Origin of the sequence: Neobacillus canaveralius, from assembly GCF_047237705.1 — a bacterium.
Taxonomy (GTDB): Bacteria; Bacillota; Bacilli; order Bacillales; family Cytobacillaceae; genus Neobacillus; species Neobacillus niacini_K.
Genome location: NZ_JBDFLL010000001.1, coordinates 3,864,885 through 3,883,702, shown reverse-complemented (window position 1 = coordinate 3,883,702; position 18,818 = coordinate 3,864,885). Strand labels below are relative to the sequence as shown.

General features: G+C 38.1%; 11 protein-coding genes. All 11 read left to right on the top strand.

Annotated features, from left to right (window positions below):
• The first annotated feature begins 164 nt into the window (after nucleotides 1–164).
• The 11 genes from ABC255_RS19400 (at nucleotide 165) to ABC255_RS19350 (ending at nucleotide 18,754) form a co-directional block, all read left to right on the top strand.
• Nucleotides 165–5,258 (top strand): rhamnogalacturonan lyase family protein, encoded by a 5,094-nt coding sequence (locus ABC255_RS19400; protein WP_412996081.1) that lies wholly within the window; start codon nucleotides 165–167, stop codon nucleotides 5,256–5,258.
• Nucleotides 5,259–5,628: 370 nt separating this feature from the next.
• Nucleotides 5,629–6,783 carry a family 8 glycosyl hydrolase gene (locus ABC255_RS19395; RefSeq protein WP_412996079.1) on the top strand — a complete coding sequence of 385 codons (1,155 nt, stop codon included), beginning with the start codon at nucleotides 5,629–5,631 and terminating at the stop codon, nucleotides 6,781–6,783.
• A 109-nt stretch (nucleotides 6,784–6,892) separates the two neighbouring features.
• Nucleotides 6,893–8,494: a response regulator gene (locus ABC255_RS19390; RefSeq protein WP_412996077.1), complete on the top strand. Its 1,602-nt coding sequence runs from the start codon at nucleotides 6,893–6,895 to the stop codon at nucleotides 8,492–8,494.
• A complete protein-coding gene (locus tag ABC255_RS19385; protein ID WP_412996075.1) occupies nucleotides 8,491–10,281 on the top strand; it encodes a sensor histidine kinase in 1,791 nt (596 codons plus the stop codon). The genes ABC255_RS19390 and ABC255_RS19385 overlap by 4 nt, the downstream gene beginning before the upstream one ends.
• Before the next feature lie 81 nt (nucleotides 10,282–10,362).
• A complete protein-coding gene (locus ABC255_RS19380; RefSeq protein WP_412996073.1) occupies nucleotides 10,363–12,021 on the top strand; it encodes an ABC transporter substrate-binding protein in 1,659 nt (552 codons plus the stop codon).
• 172 nt (nucleotides 12,022–12,193) lie between these two features.
• Nucleotides 12,194–13,171: an ABC transporter permease gene (locus tag ABC255_RS19375; RefSeq protein WP_412996071.1), complete on the top strand. Its 978-nt coding sequence runs from the start codon at nucleotides 12,194–12,196 to the stop codon at nucleotides 13,169–13,171.
• A gap of 13 nt (nucleotides 13,172–13,184) precedes the next feature.
• A complete protein-coding gene (locus tag ABC255_RS19370; RefSeq protein ID WP_412996069.1) occupies nucleotides 13,185–14,114 on the top strand; it encodes a carbohydrate ABC transporter permease in 930 nt (309 codons plus the stop codon).
• 69 nt (nucleotides 14,115–14,183) lie between these two features.
• On the top strand, nucleotides 14,184–15,173 hold the full coding sequence (locus ABC255_RS19365; protein ID WP_412996067.1) for an endo-1,4-beta-xylanase: 990 nt from the start codon (nucleotides 14,184–14,186) through the stop codon (nucleotides 15,171–15,173).
• A 141-nt stretch (nucleotides 15,174–15,314) separates the two neighbouring features.
• The gene (locus tag ABC255_RS19360; protein WP_412996066.1) at nucleotides 15,315–16,109 is read left to right on the top strand and encodes a Nif3-like dinuclear metal center hexameric protein; all 795 of its coding nucleotides are present in this window, start codon (nucleotides 15,315–15,317) and stop codon (nucleotides 16,107–16,109) included.
• 72 nt (nucleotides 16,110–16,181) lie between these two features.
• Nucleotides 16,182–18,245 (top strand): alpha-glucuronidase family glycosyl hydrolase, encoded by a 2,064-nt coding sequence (locus ABC255_RS19355; protein WP_412998592.1) that lies wholly within the window; start codon nucleotides 16,182–16,184, stop codon nucleotides 18,243–18,245.
• A gap of 50 nt (nucleotides 18,246–18,295) precedes the next feature.
• The gene (locus tag ABC255_RS19350) at nucleotides 18,296–18,754 is read left to right on the top strand and encodes a VOC family protein (RefSeq protein ID WP_412996064.1); all 459 of its coding nucleotides are present in this window, start codon (nucleotides 18,296–18,298) and stop codon (nucleotides 18,752–18,754) included.
• Nucleotides 18,755–18,818: the final 64 nt, after the last annotated feature.

Here is an 18,818-nt window from a genome sequence, read left to right as displayed (position 1 = left end):
TTTTTAAACATTCTTGACTGTTTTTTTCTAACTGAAAAGCTACAAATGGGATTATTATACATGTGAAAACGCTATCAAAATAGCGCAAAAAGGAGTTGGTCTCTGGAACTACTAAATTAGTTTAATAGATTAGATTACAGGTTGTAGGGAGGAAATGTTTGAAAATGAAAAGAAGAAGTTCTAGGAAGTATTTTGCAGTTATTCTAAGTTTATTGTTACTATTAACCTCTGTGCCCGCTATTCCTATTCAAGTATCGGCGGAAGAATCATCACTACTAAAAAAGTTTGATTTTGGAACACCAGCAAGTTCCGTGCAAGATGGTTATACTAAAGTTTCTTCAGACACAGCTTACTCAGCAGAAACAGGCTACGGTTTTGCTGATATCTCCAAGGTAACCTCACAAGATCGATCAACATCAGACTCCTTGAAATCAGATTTTATTTCAACAACTGAAACTTCTTTTAACGTCGACCTGCCTAATGGTGATTATGTGGTAACTGTCATCGCAGGCGACAACGACGACACGACAAATGTAGGTATTAAGGCTGAAAATATCCAAAAGGTTCAAAACGCTGGAGTTTTAAAAGGTGAATTTATCGAGCGTGAGTTTGAAATTGCCCTAATAGATGGGCAGTTAAATTTTGAATTTACTGGTACAAACCCAAAAGTTAACGGATTGACGATTGAGAAACTTCCAGAAAGAACAGCGGGAGAAATTCCAACCGTTTATATCGCAGGAGACTCAACGGTTCAGACTTATGATGAATATTGGCGACCAGAAGCTGGTTGGGGTCAAATGATTCCGCGCTTTTTCAGCTCTGATGTAACCTTTAAAAACCACGCCATTGGCGGAAGAAGTACAAAGTCGTTTTTCAATGAAGGACGATTAGATAATGTTTTAAGAGAAATAAAGCCTAACGACTTTTTTCTAGTACAATTTGGTCATAACGATGCTACCATAAGTATTCCTGAACGATATGCATCTGTTCCTGACTATAAAAATTATTTAAAAACGTATATTAATGGTGCTCGCCAGCGGGGAGCGATTCCAATCCTAGTGACCCCGGTTGGCAGACGCGATTTTAATGCCACTACAGGCAAGTTTAATGTCAGCTTCCCGGAGTATGTGCAGGGAATGAAAGAAGTAGCGGCAGAAATGAATGTCAATGTGGTTGACTTAAGTGCACGAAGTGTGGCATATTACGATACCATTGGGCCTGAAGGAAGTCTTTCTGTATTCTTACATACAGACCCAGGTGTTTATACTGCATTCCCAAATGGTTCACAGGATAATACGCACTTCCAGGAGTACGGAGCAATCCAGCTCGCGCGTCTGGTATCAGATGAGATTAAAAATCTGAATATTTCGCTTTCTCAGTATGTTACGGGTATTGAACCCCCTGCAAACGTTCCAGCGAAACCAGCTGATGTAGTGGTAAGCAGCATTAGTAACGCAGGTGCGCTTGTAACTTGGTCAGAGGTAGAAGGTGCAGATATTTATAGAGTTTATCGAAAGCTATCGACTGATAGTGAGTATAAATTGATAGGTACCTCAACTATTCCTAGATTAAATATTACAGGAATGGAAGATGGTAAAACTTACGATATTTATGTAACTTCATTAAATGGAAAAGGCGAATCCGAAAAATCGGATGTAAAACAGTTTACAACGAAGCAAGCTACGATCAAATTTGACTTTGGTTTAGCCGGTAATCCAATTGCCGAAGGGTATACAGGTGTTAATTTATCCACCATATACACTGCTGAAAGAGGCTACGGAATTGTCAATTCAACTGGAATGATTGGTCGTGACCGTGGTACCGGTGGAGATCTTATTCGTGACTGGCTGGGGTATTTTAACGTCGGCTGGAAATTTAATGTTGACGTACCAAACGGTCTTTATGCCCTAAAAGTCTATGTTGGCGATATGTCAGGAAGTGCAAGAACAACTCTTGCAGTAGAAGGTCAGGATTATGGACAAATTTCTGCTTCAAAAAATAACTTTACAACCAAAGTTGTTTCTCAAGTTTCAGTTAAAGATGGACAGATGAATTTTAGTTTTGGCGGTTCAACAGCCATTGTAAACGGTGTTGAAATAACTCCAATATTGATTGCTCCGTCCGACCTTAAAGTGGATGAGAAATCACTGGATGCGGAAAATCCGCTTGTGACTATATCATGGAAAGCAGTTGAGGATGCGGTTAAATATAACGTATACCGTAAAGTGGCAGGCACAAGTGAATTTACCTTAGTGGGCAGCAGCTCAACAACGTTATTTACAGATAATACAGTCGATGTTGGAATGGAATATGAGTATGTGGCTACAACCATTGATAATGCCGCTGTGGAAACGGATCCTTCACTACCGCTCAAAGTAGTAATGGTTGACCCAGCACAGCCAGTCCCTGCTGCACCAGATCATTTAAAAGTAGGCGAAGTGAATAAGAATGACCTTACAATTAGCTGGGATGAGGTAGAAGGAGCGATTACCTATAATGTGTATCGTTCAAATAAGGAAAAGGGAACTTACGAATTTATCGGAAAGACGAAAACGGCTTCTTACAAAGATGAAACCGTTTTAACAACGATTCCTTATTTTTATAAAGTTTCATCCGTTAATGCAGGAGGCATTTCAAAACAGTCTGAAATTTTGAAAACACCAGCAGTAACAAAACTTAAACGACAAATGGAAGAGCTTGACCGTGCACCAGTTGCGATGAAAACAGATGAGGGTGTTTTTGTCAGCTGGAGAATGCTAGGAACAGATTCAGAAAGTATTAGTTTTAACGTCTACCGTGATGGTGAAAAGATTAATAATGAACCAATACTAGCGAGTACCAACTACGTTGATAAGGATGGGAAATCTGATTCCATTTATGAGGTTCGTGCGGTCCTTGACGGCAAAGAAAGAAAAACAAAGGAAACAACAAAGGCATTGAATCAAAATTTCTTTGATATCCCGCTTCAAAAACCAGCTGACGGTGTAACACCTCTTGGTGATCCATATTCATACCGTGCTAATGATGCAAGTATCGGTGACTTAGATGGTGATGGTCAGTACGAGTTGGTGTTAAAGTGGGATCCAACCAATTCCAAGGATAACTCTCAATCGGGCTATACAGGTAATGTATATGTAGATGCCTATGAAATGGATGGTACCTTAAAGTGGCGCATTGATTTAGGAAAAAATATTCGTGCCGGAGCACACTATTCACCATTCCTAGTTTATGATTTTGATGGGGATGGAAAAGCAGAGATTGTATTCAAAACTGCAGATGGAACAAAAGACGGACAGGGAACCGTTATTGGAAGAGCCGATGCTGATCACCGTAACAGTACAGGTTACGTCCTGCAAGGTGCAGAGTACTTGACTGTATTTGAAGGGGAGACAGGAAAAGCACTTGATACTACCGAGTATGAACCTCCTCGAGGAGACGTAGGCGCATGGGGTGATACTTACGGAAACCGTGTGGATCGTTTCCTTGCTGCTATTGCTTATTTAAATGGAGAGACTCCAAGCATTATCATGGCACGTGGGTACTATACGAGATCAGTGCTTGCGGCATACAATTTTAAGAATGGTAAATTGACAAAACAGTGGGTCTTTGATTCAAACGATGAAGGTAAAAGAGATTATGCTGGTCAAGGGTACCATAATTTAAGCGTGGCGGATGTCGACACAGACGGTAAAGATGAAATTGTCTATGGTCAAGCCGTAATTGATGATAATGGCAAGGGATTATATACAACCGGTTTAGGGCATGGAGATGCACAGCACGTGAGTGATCTTGACCCTGCAAGACCAGGACTTGAAGTTTTCGCGGTCCAAGAGCATAAAGAAGGTCCATACGGATATGACATGCGTGACGCCGAAACTGGTGAAATTCTTTGGGGTGTGAAAACCGGCCAGGACACAGGTCGTGGTGTATCAGCTGACATTGACCCGAGGTACGATGGAGCTGAAGCATGGGCAATTTCTGGTGCTTGGAATAGTAAAGTAGGCGGAATTCACACGGCAAAGGGTGAAAAAATATCCGAAAATATTCCTTCAAGTAATTTTGCGATTTGGTGGGATGGAGACTTGTCTCGTGAATTAGTCGATCATAAATGGGATGATGCCACATCAACAGGTGTTGGAACCATTGATAAGTGGGACTATGAAAATAGTAAGTTGGAAAATATCCTAACTGCTGAGGGAACGCAATCTAATAACAGTACAAAAGGAAATCCTGTTTTACAGGCTGATTTGTTTGGTGACTGGAGAGAAGAAATCATTTGGAGAACAGATGACAGCAGTGCCCTAAGAGTGTACATGACAACAGAGGAAACAGATAATAGAATCTACACCTTAATGCATGATCCTCAGTATCGCTTATCGATTGCCTGGCAAAACGTCGGCTATAACCAGCCGCCGCATACTAGCTTCTTCCTTGGAACAGGAATGGAAAAGCCTCCTGTACCGAGCATTGATGTAGTAGAAATACCGGATGTAAATGCACCAGATACAGAATATGAGCTAACAGGTGACGTACAGGAAGGATGGTATCATAACCCTGTGACGGTTAATTTTACTAGTTATGATTATCAATCTGGTATTAAAGCAACCTTTCATTCATTAAATGGTTCAACAGAATTGGAAGGAAATACCGTTACTATAACAGAAGATGGCAAACATGGTCTTGAATATTGGAGTGTGGATCATGCAGGCAATATCGAAGAAAAGAAATTGATTGCTATTAACATTGATCCAACCGCTCCAGAAATAACCTTCTCAGTAGAGGACGGAACACAATACACAGTAGACCAACATATTAGTATCACTTGTCAAGCGACAGATGCCTTATCAGGGGTAGCCTCATCAACATGTGAGGATGTTTCTGTACCAGCATACGAGCTTGGTCTAGGAAGCCATACGTATACGGCAGAAGGGGAAGATGTTGCAGGCAACAATTCTATAAAATCAGTTACGGTCAACGTCATGGTTAACTTTGATAGTCTCGGAGAGTTAACTAAATTGTTCCTGACTGGTGATGGCGTTGAAACTGCAAAGGTAAACACTGTTGAAGAAACTAATAAAGGAAACTCTTTAATTGTAAAACTAGAAGCAGCTAAAGCTGCTCACGAACGAGGCAATAAGAGTGCAAGAGACGGACAACTAAATGCTTTTATCAAAGAAGTTAATGCAAGCATGAATAAAGACCTCACAGATTACCAGGCACAAATATTAATCAAATTTGCAGAAGTTTTAAAGAAATAGTAAAACAGGTCCCAAAGTGTTTCCAACTTTGGGACCTGTTTCTTTTGAAAAGAAACATCAAAAGATGAGTACTCAAAAACAAGTTTTCAAATTTCAACATAAGTTTCAAAAAATTTTGTAATAATACTTTGTTTACTCGATAGACAAACTATGACTCTGTGGCTATAATAAAATAAAATACAAGGTAGTAAAACATTTATCTTGTATTAGAAATATCTGTAAGCGTTATCAAATCATACATATTTACAAGTTAAAATACGCTGGCAGTTCAGGACTCCCAGCACATTATAACTATTTAACATCAAGTTTAGGACATAAGATTTTAATAAAATGATAGATTCATTACTTCTTATTATTTGGAGGGGAATATATGTCAAGTATTGTGGAAATGCAGGAGGGTTCTTTTTATACAGGGCAATATCGAAATCTATTTAAAGAAATTGGGAAAACAGATGAAGAAATTTCAGCTAGAATTCAGCGTAATTGGAATGAGTTATTTAATGGAAATGAGGATACAAGAATCTACTATCCCGTTGGCGATGATTTAGGGTACATGCTTGATACTGGAAACCTGGATGTTCGGACTGAAGGTATGTCATATGGAATGATGATGGCTGTGCAAATGGACAATAAGGATGTATTTGATCGTTTGTGGAAATGGACGATGGAGTACATGTATATGACAATGGGAGAAAATGCTGGCTACTTTGCATGGTCTTGTAATCCGGACGGTTCAAAACGAGCTTATGGTCCTGCACCTGATGGTGAAGAGTTCTTTGCGATGGCTTTATTCTTTGCTTCTCATCGCTGGGGTGATGGTGCAGCACCGTTTAATTATAGCGATCAGGCGAAAGACTTGCTGCGAACTTGTATTCATAAAGGAGAAAATGGTGACGGATATCCCATGTGGAATCCGGAAAATAAATTAATAAAATTTATACCTAATTGTGAGTTTTCTGATCCATCCTACCATTTACCACACTTCTATGAACTCTTTACACTTTGGGCATACGAAGAGGATCGGCCGTTTTGGAAGGAAGCAGGTGCTGCGAGCAGGGAATATTTAAAGACTGCTTGTCATCCTTTAACAGGCTTGGCACCTGAATATGCTTATTATGATGGAACACCAAACAATGAAAATGGTTATGGGCATTTCTTTAGCGACTCCTATCGGGTTGCTGCAAACATTGGTCTTGATTATGAATGGTTTAGAGGAGATGAATGGGAGTGTGAAGAAGCCAACAAGATACAAGCCTTCTTTGCCGACAAAGACCCTGCTGACTACCGCAGGTATACGATTGCAGGTGAACCATTTGAAGAAAAATCTCTTCATCCTGTTGGTCTGCTAGCCACAAACGCCATGGCTTCATTGGCGGCGGATGGAGCAGGAGGCAAAAAATGGGTCGAACTGCTTTGGAATACTCCGGTAAGAACAGGAGTCAGAAGATACTACGACAATTGCCTATACTTCTTCAGTATTCTAGCCCTAAGCGGCAACTACAAAATCTGGATGCCGAAAGAATAAATCTATATTAAGTGTGGCCCGCAAGGATATGATTTGTGGGCCTTCTCTATAGCTGGAATTTATTTTTAAAGTTGAATTACTAACCATTGGGAACAGGAGTGGGACGGAAATGAACAAAGTAATATTAGTAGATGATGAAATGTATTTCCGCAAAGGGTTAAGAAATCTAATCAATTGGGAAGACTGCGGATTTCAGGTAGTAGGTGAGGCCGCAACCGGCGAAGACGCCTTAAAGATGATGCATGAAGTAAACCCAGATCTTATCATTACTGATATCCGTATGCCTGTACTTGATGGAATTGGACTCATTAAACAAGCAATCGAAATAGAAGGAGTTCAAACAAAATTTATTATTATCAGCGGACATAGTGATTTTAAATATGCACAACAGGCATTAAGATACGGTGTCCATGATTTTGTTTTAAAGCCAATCGATCAGGATGAAATTGAACAAACACTGAGATTACTTTCGAAAACCATCAACGAACAAAAAAAGCTTCATGAACAAAGGCTGGAAGAACAAGCAGAAATTGTTTTTAATCACCTGCTATTAGGAAATGTCGCGGACAATGATCATTCAGTGGACCTTTTAAATCTCCTTTCGGTAGGAAATCCTTATGAGTTCTTTTACCTATTAATTGAAGTAAATGGATTATTTGGGGAATCTGCATTAAACAATGAGGAAAGGGTACAACAGATCAAACTGACATTAGCAGCTGTGATTCGTGATGTGTGCAGCAGCCATCAAAGAATATGGATTCAAAAGACGGCTCAAGGTGCTGTAGGTGTCCTCATTACCTCTAATCACTTAGCAAGGTTTCAAATGAGCATTAAGAAATTTATGACGTGGGTAAAGAAGGAACTTACGAACAGAATATCCGAAGATTTTACCTTTTATGTTGGTGAAGCTGTTCCTAGTCTTACGTTGTTGAAACAATCAGCTGATGGTGTTGAAAGGGCAAAACAGCATAAATATGCAAACAACGAAAATGGAATCATTATCTTTGAAGACATTGTTGATAAACCGATCACTTTTGCTGAACCCGACGAAACCATTTATCAATCATTAGTTGAACATATTGAAGAAGAAACAACAACTCAAACCCTTCATTCACTAGAAACCTTGTTTCAAACTCTAGTATCAAAAAAATTATCTCATACGGCTTTTATAGCTTCTATTAATAGTTTTGTACATTCTGTTTTAAAAATTATAAGGAGAATGGGAGGAGAACCTTCAAGTTTACAATCCTATCGAATGATATATATCTTACATAATTACAACTTGACTTTACCTCAACTAAAGGAACTAATCATTCATTTTATTATTGAGTGTAAAGAGGAAATAGCTAGATTACGAAAACAGACTGCTAATGGCGAAGCGCACAAAATAAAACAATACATTGACCTTCATTACCACGAAAACATTAGCTTAAAAACCATAGCCAGCAAGTTTTTTATGAATCCAGTATATTTAGGTCAATTGTTTAAGAAAACCTATGGTATCTACTTCAAGGATTATTTACTGCAAGTAAGAATTAATGAAGCAAAAAAAATGCTGCGTCAATCGGAAAAAAGAATTTATGAAATTGCTGAATGTGTGGGATTTAATAATACTGATTACTTTGTCACTATCTTTGGTAAGTTAGAAAATATCACCCCTTCTGAGTATCGGAATAAATTAATCAACGAAAGAAATGTGATAGGAAAATGAGGACAAGCAGGAGTTTTCATAATATTCGTTTAAAAAATAAAATGCTAGTCATGTACTTTTTTGCGGTATTTATTCCAATCGTTTTAACAAATGTAATCTTTTACATCGTTACCATTGAAAATGTTAAAAAACAGCAAATGCAAGATTCCACTTTGGCGCTGCAGCAGATTAATAGAGACTTTAAAACAATTATCGACGAGGCGGTAGGGATTTCCTCCTCATTATATACGAATTTAAATCTAAATTTATTTTTAGAAAAGGATTACGTCTCGGATATAGATTATATCGAAAAACATAATAGTTTTTTACGAAACTTTAATCAGTCTAGACCCATTAACCCATCTATTAACTCAATTCGCTTTTATACGGATAACTCCTCCATTATCTATTCAGGCGGGGTTTATTCGATTGAAAACCTTCAACAAGAATTAGCTCACTTCAAAGACGCTTTAAAAAATAGTAATGGCTCACAAATTCTCATTGACACACCTTCCAATCTGAATTTTGAAACCTTTAGTATTATCCGTAATTTGGATTATTTTTACAATGATAAACAAAAGTTTGTAAAGGTTGAAATCAATCCGGCAACAATCAGAGGTATCTTCAACAATGTAACGTTTAAAGGGGATGTATATTTACTTAATGAAAAAGGAGAGATTGAATACACAAATAATCAATCTTTAAAACAACAGCTCGATAAGCCAATCAATTTTAATCAAATAGAAAAAGATCAAGGTCTAGTTACCATTCGTGCAAATCTGAATAATGGATCTTACTTAAATGACTGGTCAGTGGTTGGAACCATATCAGAAGAAATGATGCTTAAAACGGTTAATAAATCTAAACTCTTTATCATCTTACTGGCTATGATCAATTTTTTAGCTCCAACCATTATTATTGTTATTATCTCTAGATCATTTTTGAGCCGATTACAAAGGATTATTCGCCATGTAAAGAGGATGAAGAATCAGGACTTTGAGTTAATCCATGATCAGGAATATCAAGATGAAATTGGACAATTAACAAGTGAATTCAATCGTATGACAAAGAAAATCAACGATTTAATTAATGATGTTTTATTAGTCAATATTCAAAATAAGGATTTGGAAATAAAACGAAACCGTGCGCAGCTAAGTGCACTTCAAAGCCAGATCAATCCACATTTTTTGTTTAATGCTTTAGAAACAATACGAATGAGAAGTTTGATGAAGGATGAAAGAGAAACCGCGAAAATTATCCATAACATGGCCAAAATATTTCGTAATTCTCTGACCTGGGGAAAGGACTTTGTATCTGTTCGCGATGAAATTAATTTAATTACTAGTTTCCTAGAAATTCAAAAATATAGATTTGGAGATAAATTAGATTATCAGATTACTATCGATGAAACTGCAGAAGAATGCAGCATACCGAATATGTCGCTGTTACCTTTTATTGAAAACGCCAGCATTCATGGTATTGAACCATTAAAGGAAAGTGGAGAAATCTCCTTATTCATCTTGTTATATGCTGATACAGTGACCTGTGTGATTAAGGATAATGGAGCAGGAATAACAGAAGAGAAGAGAAAGCAATTATTAGCATCATTAGAAGATGAGGAAGATATACGAGAGAATGTTGGCATTAAAAATGTGTATTATCGATTAAAACTATACTATCATGATCAGTTTTATTTTAATATTGATAGTCATCTGGATTATGGTACGACCATTACAATTCAATTGCCATCTCAACTAGACAGCCCAATCTCTAGTAATTCCGATAAAAATCTTTACTTTATTAAGTAACACCTATACTTTTTAAATGGTGCCCAAAACCCTTAGATTATACAATGAAAGTGCTTTCACAAATAAAAAGGGGGTTCAAAAATGGCAAAAAAGTTTCTCTCAGTACTCTTAATGCTTATCCTGTTAATTGCAGTTGCAGGCTGTGAAAAGGATAAAGAAACAAGCGGGAATGCAGACGGATCTGGTGATTCAAAAGACAAAGTAACCTTTACTTATTTTAACGCAGCTTCCCCAGGGAAAGACGGAAACACAAATGAAACCACTATTGGGAAAATATTTGAAGATCAAACGGGAGTTAACTTCAAAACTGAGTACCTAGTAGGTGACATTAACACTAAAATTGGAACAATGATCGCAAGTGGAAAGTATCCAGATGTACTTGTTCCGGATATTGCAATTGATAAAGTACTAGACGCAGGTGCATTTATTGATCTTACTGAATTGATTGAAGAACATGGCCCTAATCTTAAAAAATTATACGGACCGCACTGGGAGCAAATGAAAGATAAGGATGGAAAGATTAACTTCCTTCCATTCGCAGCTAAGCATGGCTATATTAAGGACCCGAATATCACTCAAGGTGCATTCTGGATTCAACGCGGCATTTTAAAGGAAGCTGGGTATCCAAAAATAAAAACATTAGATGAATATTTTGCGTTAATTGAAGACTATCAAAAGAAACATCCTGAAGTGAATGGAGCTTCAACGATTGGTTTTACAGCTTTAACTTATGACTGGCGCTTCTTTGCACTATCTAACGTCCCTAACCATCTAGCAGGCTACCCGAATGATGGTGAAGTGATTGTAGATATGAAAACACATAAAACAGATGTATACGCTGATAACGATATCACAAAACGTTATATGAAAGAGCTAAATGAACTAAACGACAAAGGCTTATTTGATAAAGAATCTTTCGTTGCAAACTACGATGAATATCTTGCTAAGTTAGCTTCAGGCCGTGTATTAGGGTTCTTTGATTACGGCTGGCAGGTTCAACAAGCTTTAGATAACCTGAAAGTAGCTGGTAATGACGATTTACGTTATATGCCGCTTCCAATCACATTTGATGGAGAAAAAGATCAATATATCGATCCACCGGCATTCATTAATAACCGTGGTGTTGGTATTACAGTAAGTGCGAAAGATCCAGTACGTATCATTAAGTACTTCGATAACATGGCTAAAGAAGAAAACCAAAAGTTAATGTTCTGGGGTATTAAAGACGAGACTTATAGTGTGGATGATAAAGGGAAATTCTTCCAAACTCAAGAACAGTATGCAAAAACAAGTGATGAAGCCTTCCGTGATAAGTCCGGTTTAAACACTTTTGAGTACTACTGGCCAATGGGAGACATGCTTTACAGTGACGGAAACACATGGGTTCCTGGAAAACAGCCTGAAGTAGCTCAAGTAGCATACACGGATGGTGATAAGGCGATTCTAGAAGCATATGGCGCGAAGGTATTCTCTGATTTATTTGCCGATCCAGACGATCGCCCTTGGTATCCAACATGGTCTGCTGTTATTGAACAAGGATCAGATGCTCAAATCTTTGGTCAAAGAAAAACAGACTTAACTAAAGTTTATTTCCCTAAATTAGTTCTAGCTAAGCCGGGTGATTTTGATAAAGTTTGGGACGAATATATTAAAGAGTTTAATACTTTAGACGCAAAAGCATTAGAAAAGTTTATGGACAAGGTCGTAGAAGAACGTATTAAAGCAGCTCCGAAGAAATAGTTTAATAGAATGTTAAAAAAGGAGGCCGATATCGCCCAATTGGCTATATCGGCTTCTTGCTTTAAAGCTTCACTATCTTGAAATCATAAGCCGCTCCCTTCTTTTAACCAGTACCTAAGAGGGCAGCTTATTATTTTAGGATAAGGACTTTCAGAAAAGAGGAGGGGTAAGAATGCAGATTGGTTCCAAAATAGCAAAAGAGGTAATAAATCCTTCTGTTTCCATCTCTGCCAAATCAAAAAAGTCATTCTTTCAGAGAATGATGTCACAAAAAGCATTATTGGCCATGAGTCTGCCATTCTTGGTTTGGTTAATTGTTTTTAAGTATATTCCATTGTGGGGTTGGTCGATTGCCTTCCAGGATTTTAAGCCAGCAAGAAGTCTAACTGATCAGGAATGGATTGGGTTAGAACATTTTAAGTTTTTATTCACGGACGATAATTTTTGGCGCGTGCTTCGGAATACCATCGGCATGAGCACGATTAACCTAGTATTAGGTTTTGTTACGGCAATCGGTCTTGCCCTTCTGATAAATGAAATTAGACATATCAGATTCAAGAAGTCAGTACAAACTATCAGTTATCTGCCGCACTTTATATCATGGGTAGTTGCAGCTAGTATTGTCTCTTACAGCCTTTCGCTTGAAAACGGAATCGTTAATATCGTATTGGTAAACTTGGGTATTATAGACGAACCCATTCTATGGCTTGGTAAGGAAAAATGGTTCTGGGTCATCAACGGGCTGACAGAGGTTTGGAAAAATGTGGGCTGGAATACCATCATTTATTTAGCAGCGATCACCATGATTGATCCAGAACAATATGAGGCTGCTGATATTGATGGAGCATCTAGATTCCAAAGGATAAGACATATTACACTCCCATCTTTAAAGCCAACGATTATTATCTTGCTCATCATGAACTTAGGTTACATTCTAGAATCAGGCTTTGAAGCACAGTATCTATTAGGAAATCCTATGAACCTAGCTTACTCAGAAAATCTTGATATTTATGTATTAAAATACGGTATGTCAATGGGGAACTTCTCGCTTGCAACCGCTGCCGGTATCTTTAAAACCGTAGTGAGCTTCATCTTCTTATTTACCGCAAACCATATTGCCAAACGATTTGGTCAGCCAAGGCTTTTCTAGGGGGGGGAACTTTATGGCACAGAGACGATTTTTCAAAGCTACTCGACATCACTCCGGTGTAGGCGATTATTTATTTGATATTTTCAATTATACTTTTTTAGTTTTGCTTTGCGTGGTCATGTTATATCCGTTTCTCAATCAGCTGGCTGTTTCTTTCAATGAAGCTAGTGATTCGTTACGGGGAGGAATTTACCTCTGGCCGCGAGAGTTTACATGGGCAAACTATGAACACGTCTTTGGTGAAGCGAGTATCGTAAATTCTTTCTTCATTTCAGTTTTAAGAACGATTATCGGGACACTAACATCCGTATTGGGTACCGCAATGGTGGCATATACCATTAGCCGAAAGGATTTCGTACTAAAGAAATTTGTAACTATTGCATTCGTTTTAACGATGTATTTTAACGGTGGATTGATTCCGAACTATCTATTAGTGAAAGAATTAAATTTACTAGATAGTTTTTGGGTTTATATTGTTCCAGGAATCATTGGCGTATTTAATTTAATCGTCATTCGTTCCTTTATTGAAGGAATCCCAGAAAGTTTATTTGAATCTGCAAAGATAGATGGAGCAGGGGATTTTACCATTTTTATCAAGGTTGTCCTGCCATTATCTCTGCCGGTATTAGCGACTGTATCATTGTTTGTAGCGGTTTACCAATGGAATTCCTGGTTTGATGTATTCTTATACAATTCATCAAGCGCTAACTTATCTACCCTTCAGTATGAGCTAATGAAGATTCTGCAGAATTCAAACGCGTCGATGTCTGGTAAAACTGCTGCAGACGCCTTTGCCAATGCCAATGCAAGCGCCAACATGGTTTCACCAACATCGATCAGGGCTACGATGACCATTGTAGCAAGTCTTCCAATCATTATGGTTTATCCATTCCTGCAAAAATATTTTGTTAAAGGGTTAACATTGGGCGGAGTTAAAGGTTGAAAAAAGAATCAGATGAGTTCTCTCATCTGATTCTATTAATAAAATCAAAGATTTAAGGAGAGATCAATAATGGTAAAAACCAAAGTAGAAGTTCCTTCTTTATCTAAAGTGTATGAAGAATTTTTTAATGTTGGTGCCGCTGTAAATTTAAGAACGATAGAGTCACAAAAGGATTTATTAAGAAACCATTTTAATAGTATAACTGCTGAAAATGAAATGAAATTCGTCGAAATCCAACCTGCTGAGGGGCAGTTTACATTTCAAAGTGCCGACCAATTGGCTGCTTTTGCGAATGAAAATGGAATCAAAATGCGCGGACATACATTAGTCTGGCATAATCAGACGCCTGACTGGGTATTTGAAAACGCCGATAGAGAAACACTTTTACAACGAATGAAGGAACATATCAATACGGTAATGAACAGATATAAAGGGACGGTTTTCTGCTGGGATGTGGTAAACGAAGCGGTAACCGATGAGGGAACAGAAATATTACGCCCTACAAAATGGCTAGAAATAATCGGAGAGGATTATATCGAAAGAGCATTTGAATTTGCACATGAGGCTGACCCGGACGCGCTGCTTTTTTACAATGACTATAATGAATCCAATCCCGAAAAGCGTGAAAAAATATATAAGCTTGTCAAATCATTAGTTGAAAAGGGTGTTCCCATTCACGGAATTGGCCTTCAGGCGCATTGGAATCTAGTAAATCCAAGTCTTGAAGATATTCGTACAGCGATTGAACGATACGCATCTCTTGGCTTGAAGCTGCATCTAACAGAATTAGATCTTTCCGTCTTTAACTTTGAAGATAAACGGACAGACCTCACAGAACCTACTTCTGAAATGTTAGAATTGCAGGCTGAAAGATATCATCAAGTATTTCAATTGCTTAGACAATATAGAGATCATATCACTTCTGTAACATTTTGGGGCGCAGCCGATGATTATACATGGTTAAGCGATTTTCCTGTAAGAGGAAGAAAAAATTGGCCTTTTCTTTTTGACGAAAATCATCAACCAAAACAGTCTTTTTGGAAGGTTGTCCAATTTTAGTCATAGATTAGTAGGGAAGTCATCTTTAAAGGCAGTGGAAAATGGAATACGGGTTAACCTAATTGCACCAGGCTTTTTTTGAAGGAAGCAAGTAGCTAAATAAAGTCATTGTAGATTGTTTTTTCTGGGAGGGTGAAAATAATGCCTATTACTGTACAGGATGTCCTCGATAAATTAATGGAACCAGTAGATACAATTCAAAATACTGTGGATAAGCTTAAGGCGGGGGATCCAACTACGGAAGTAAAGGGGATTGCCACAGCCTTCATGGCAACACAACAGGTAATTGAACAGACACTTGCACTGGATGCAAATTTGTTGATTACCCATGAAGGTATCTACTACAGCCATCACGACCATACCGAATCGTTGGAAAAGGATTCGGTATATAAGGAAAAACGCAGGTTCATTGCGGAGTCAGGTCTTGCCATCTATCGTTTCCATGATTATTGGCACCGGTATAAGCCGGATGGGATTATGGCGGGCTTAATTCAGGCTCTCAACTGGCAATCTTATATTGTGGAAAATCAGCCTGCTGCAACGATTCTAAGCATTCCTTCCATGACAGTAGCCGAAATTTCCGAGTATCTAAAAGAACGGCTAGGAATACAGAATTTACACTTTTCAGGAGATGTAATGATGAAATGTACTTGTATCGGGCTCTTAGCTGGTTATCGTGGCGGGGGAAGTTTATGCATCCCACTTTATGAACAGGAAAATTTGGATTTGATTATTTATGGAGAAGGTCCAGAATGGGAAACACCAGAATATGTGAGAGATGCGAAATTTCAAGGAAAGCAAAGGAACCTTATTGTTCTTGGACATGCGGAAAGTGAAGAACCAGGAATGAGATATCTTTCACAATGTCTGCAAACAATGTTTCCAAGTATCCCATCCTACTTTATTCCGGCGGGGCAAGCCTTAGAAGTTATCTAAATAAGATTGCACTCAATCATCTGGGGAGGATAAATTTTGAATAGCACATTTGAAAATATCTCGAATAATAGTATGGAACTATACAAGACAGCGCATAAAGAAAGTTATTCCGCATGGCTACAGTATAAAAAGATTGAAAATCGAGCAATAGCCGAAGAATATACTCAATGGTGCACGAGTCTTACAGTCTTAGGGGACTCTGTCGTTATGGAATCTGCTAAGAGGGAACTTATCGAAGGCATTTCTTCTATGTTAGGAATAATGCCGGGTTCCAGCTCAGAACCTCAGCAATCTGGTCTTGTGTTAGCTGTAATAGATACGATTGTCGATTTAGTAGATGTTGATGGCAAACAACTAAATGATGATGGATATGTAATTAAAACAGTTGCCTCTGGTCAAAGAAAAACTATTTTCCTTGTGGGCAAAAAGGATAAAGGTGTTCTATTTGCTGTCTTTCATTTATTACGCTTAATGCAAAAGAGGGAAAATTTACAACAGCTTGATCTCGTTGAAAATCCTAAAAATCAATTACGCATGCTTAACCAGTGGGATAATATGGATGGAAGTATTGAACGTGGTTATGCAGGAAATTCTATCTTCTATAAGGATAATGAATTTTCTCAAGAGCTTAATAGAATTGAAGATTATGCTAGACTGCTTGCTTCTGTTGGAATTAATGGAATTGCTATTAATAACGTAAATGTTCACCAGGTTGAGACGAATTTAATCACAAGCACTATGCTGCCTAAAGTAGCAGAAGTTGCTGGCATTTTTAGAGCCTATGGAGTTACCACATTCCTAAGTGTGAACTATGCAAGCACCATCCAAATAGGAAATCTATCTACAGCCGATCCACTGGATCCAGATGTACGACAATGGTGGAGAGAGAAGACAGAAGAGATTTACAGCTATATTCCAGACTTCGGTGGATTCCTTGTGAAAGCCGATTCAGAACACCGCCCCGGACCATTTACATATGGCCGCAATCATGCAGATGGAGCAAATATGCTCGCAAAAGCACTACAGCCTTTTAATGGAATTGTTCTTTGGCGATGTTTTGTCTATAACTGTCTCCAAGATTGGCGTGACCGCTCTACAGACCGGGCAAGAGCTGCATACGACCATTTTAAACCGTTAGACGGCCAGTTCCATTCCAATGTCATTTTACAAATTAAGAATGGTCCAATGGATTTCCAAGTACGTGAAGGTGTTTCACCATTATTTGGTGCCATGGAAAAAACGAATCAAATGTTGGAATTCCAAGTGACTCAAGAATATACAGGACAACAAAGACATCTTTGTTATCTCGTTCCGCAATGGAAGGAAATCCTTGATTTTGACACGTATGCAAAAGGAAAAGGTTCAGAGGTCAAAAAAGTTGTTGATGGCTCCCTGTTTCAAAATAGCTATAGCGGAATTACTGCTGTATCCAATATTGGAAATGATTATAATTGGACCGGACATACGCTCGCACAAGCTAATCTGTACGGCTTTGGACGATTGACATGGAACCCAGATCTTTCAATTGAAAGTATCACCGATGAATGGATTGGTCAAACCTTTGGGGATGATCAATTGGTTAAAGAGCTGGTAAGCAAAATGCTGTTAAATTCATGGAGTAACTATGAAAAATATACTTCACCACTAGGTGTCGGCTGGATGGTAAATCCACATCATCACTATGGACCAAATGTTGATGGGTATGAATATTCTGTTTGGGGAACGTACCATTTTGCAGATTGGAAAGGAATTGGAGTGGACAGGACTGTAAAATCAGGATCTGGATACACCTCTCAATATTTTAAAGAAAATGCTGATATGTATGAAAACCTTGAGACATGCCCGGATGAATTGCTGTTATTTTTCCATCATGTTCCTTACACACATAAGCTGAAATCTGGTGTAACGGTGATTCAACATATCTATAATACTCACTTTGAAGGAGTAGAAGAGGTTGAGGAATTAGTGGAAACTTGGTTACAGCTTAAGGATAGGATTGACCAAGAGCGATTTGAGGATATCTTGAACAGATTACAAGAACAAGCAAGCCATTCTAAAGAATGGCGGGATATTATTAATACGTATTTCTATAGAAAATCAGGTATAAAGGATGAGTTAAATAGAAAAATCTATTAATCATAAACCTTCACTTATCCTGAACAAAAATAATAGGAGGTTTCACTAAAATGACAGTAAAAAATCTTCTAGGAACCAACGTAATTGCGCAAATTGGTATTCTAGTTCATGATATCGAAAGAACCAGCCAGAAATACGCAGATTTCTTCGGTATAGAAAAACCCGAGTGGAGTTTAACCGATACATTGGACCGTGCAAAAACAGAGTTTGAAGGAAACCCAACTGAGGCTCGCGCAAAACTAGCATTCTTTGATATGGGCTCTCTTCAATTAGAATTAATCGAACCGGATCATCATCCAAGTACATGGCGGAAACATTTAGATGAGCACGGCGAAGGCCCTCACCATATTGCTTTCTTCATAGAAGAAATGGAAGAAAAAATAGCCATAATGGAAAGTAAGCAAATGCCGTTACTTCAAAAAGGGGAATATACCGGAGGAAGATACGCGTACATGGACACATTTAAAGACTTAAAAATTATCATGGAATTGTTGGAGAACGATCGATAGAAAGGTTATGGAGGAGATACTAGTATGGTACTCCTCTCCTTTTATATTTCATAATAGGTGGGAT

Bases quoted from the DNA above. Each gene is read 5' to 3' on its own strand.
- ABC255_RS19400 (WP_412996081.1), top strand. From the start codon at position 165: ATGAAAAGAAGAAGTTCTAGGAAGTATTTTGCAGTTATTCTAAGTTTA.
- ABC255_RS19395 (WP_412996079.1), top strand. From the start codon at position 5,629: ATGTCAAGTATTGTGGAAATGCAGGAGGGTTCTTTTTATACAGGGCAA.
- ABC255_RS19390 (WP_412996077.1), top strand. From the start codon at position 6,893: ATGAACAAAGTAATATTAGTAGATGATGAAATGTATTTCCGCAAAGGG.
- ABC255_RS19385 (WP_412996075.1), top strand. From the start codon at position 8,491: ATGAGGACAAGCAGGAGTTTTCATAATATTCGTTTAAAAAATAAAATG.
- ABC255_RS19380 (WP_412996073.1), top strand. From the start codon at position 10,363: ATGGCAAAAAAGTTTCTCTCAGTACTCTTAATGCTTATCCTGTTAATT.
- ABC255_RS19375 (WP_412996071.1), top strand. From the start codon at position 12,194: ATGCAGATTGGTTCCAAAATAGCAAAAGAGGTAATAAATCCTTCTGTT.
- ABC255_RS19370 (WP_412996069.1), top strand. From the start codon at position 13,185: ATGGCACAGAGACGATTTTTCAAAGCTACTCGACATCACTCCGGTGTA.
- ABC255_RS19365 (WP_412996067.1), top strand. From the start codon at position 14,184: ATGGTAAAAACCAAAGTAGAAGTTCCTTCTTTATCTAAAGTGTATGAA.
- ABC255_RS19360 (WP_412996066.1), top strand. From the start codon at position 15,315: ATGCCTATTACTGTACAGGATGTCCTCGATAAATTAATGGAACCAGTA.
- ABC255_RS19355 (WP_412998592.1), top strand. From the start codon at position 16,182: ATGGAACTATACAAGACAGCGCATAAAGAAAGTTATTCCGCATGGCTA.
- ABC255_RS19350 (WP_412996064.1), top strand. From the start codon at position 18,296: ATGACAGTAAAAAATCTTCTAGGAACCAACGTAATTGCGCAAATTGGT.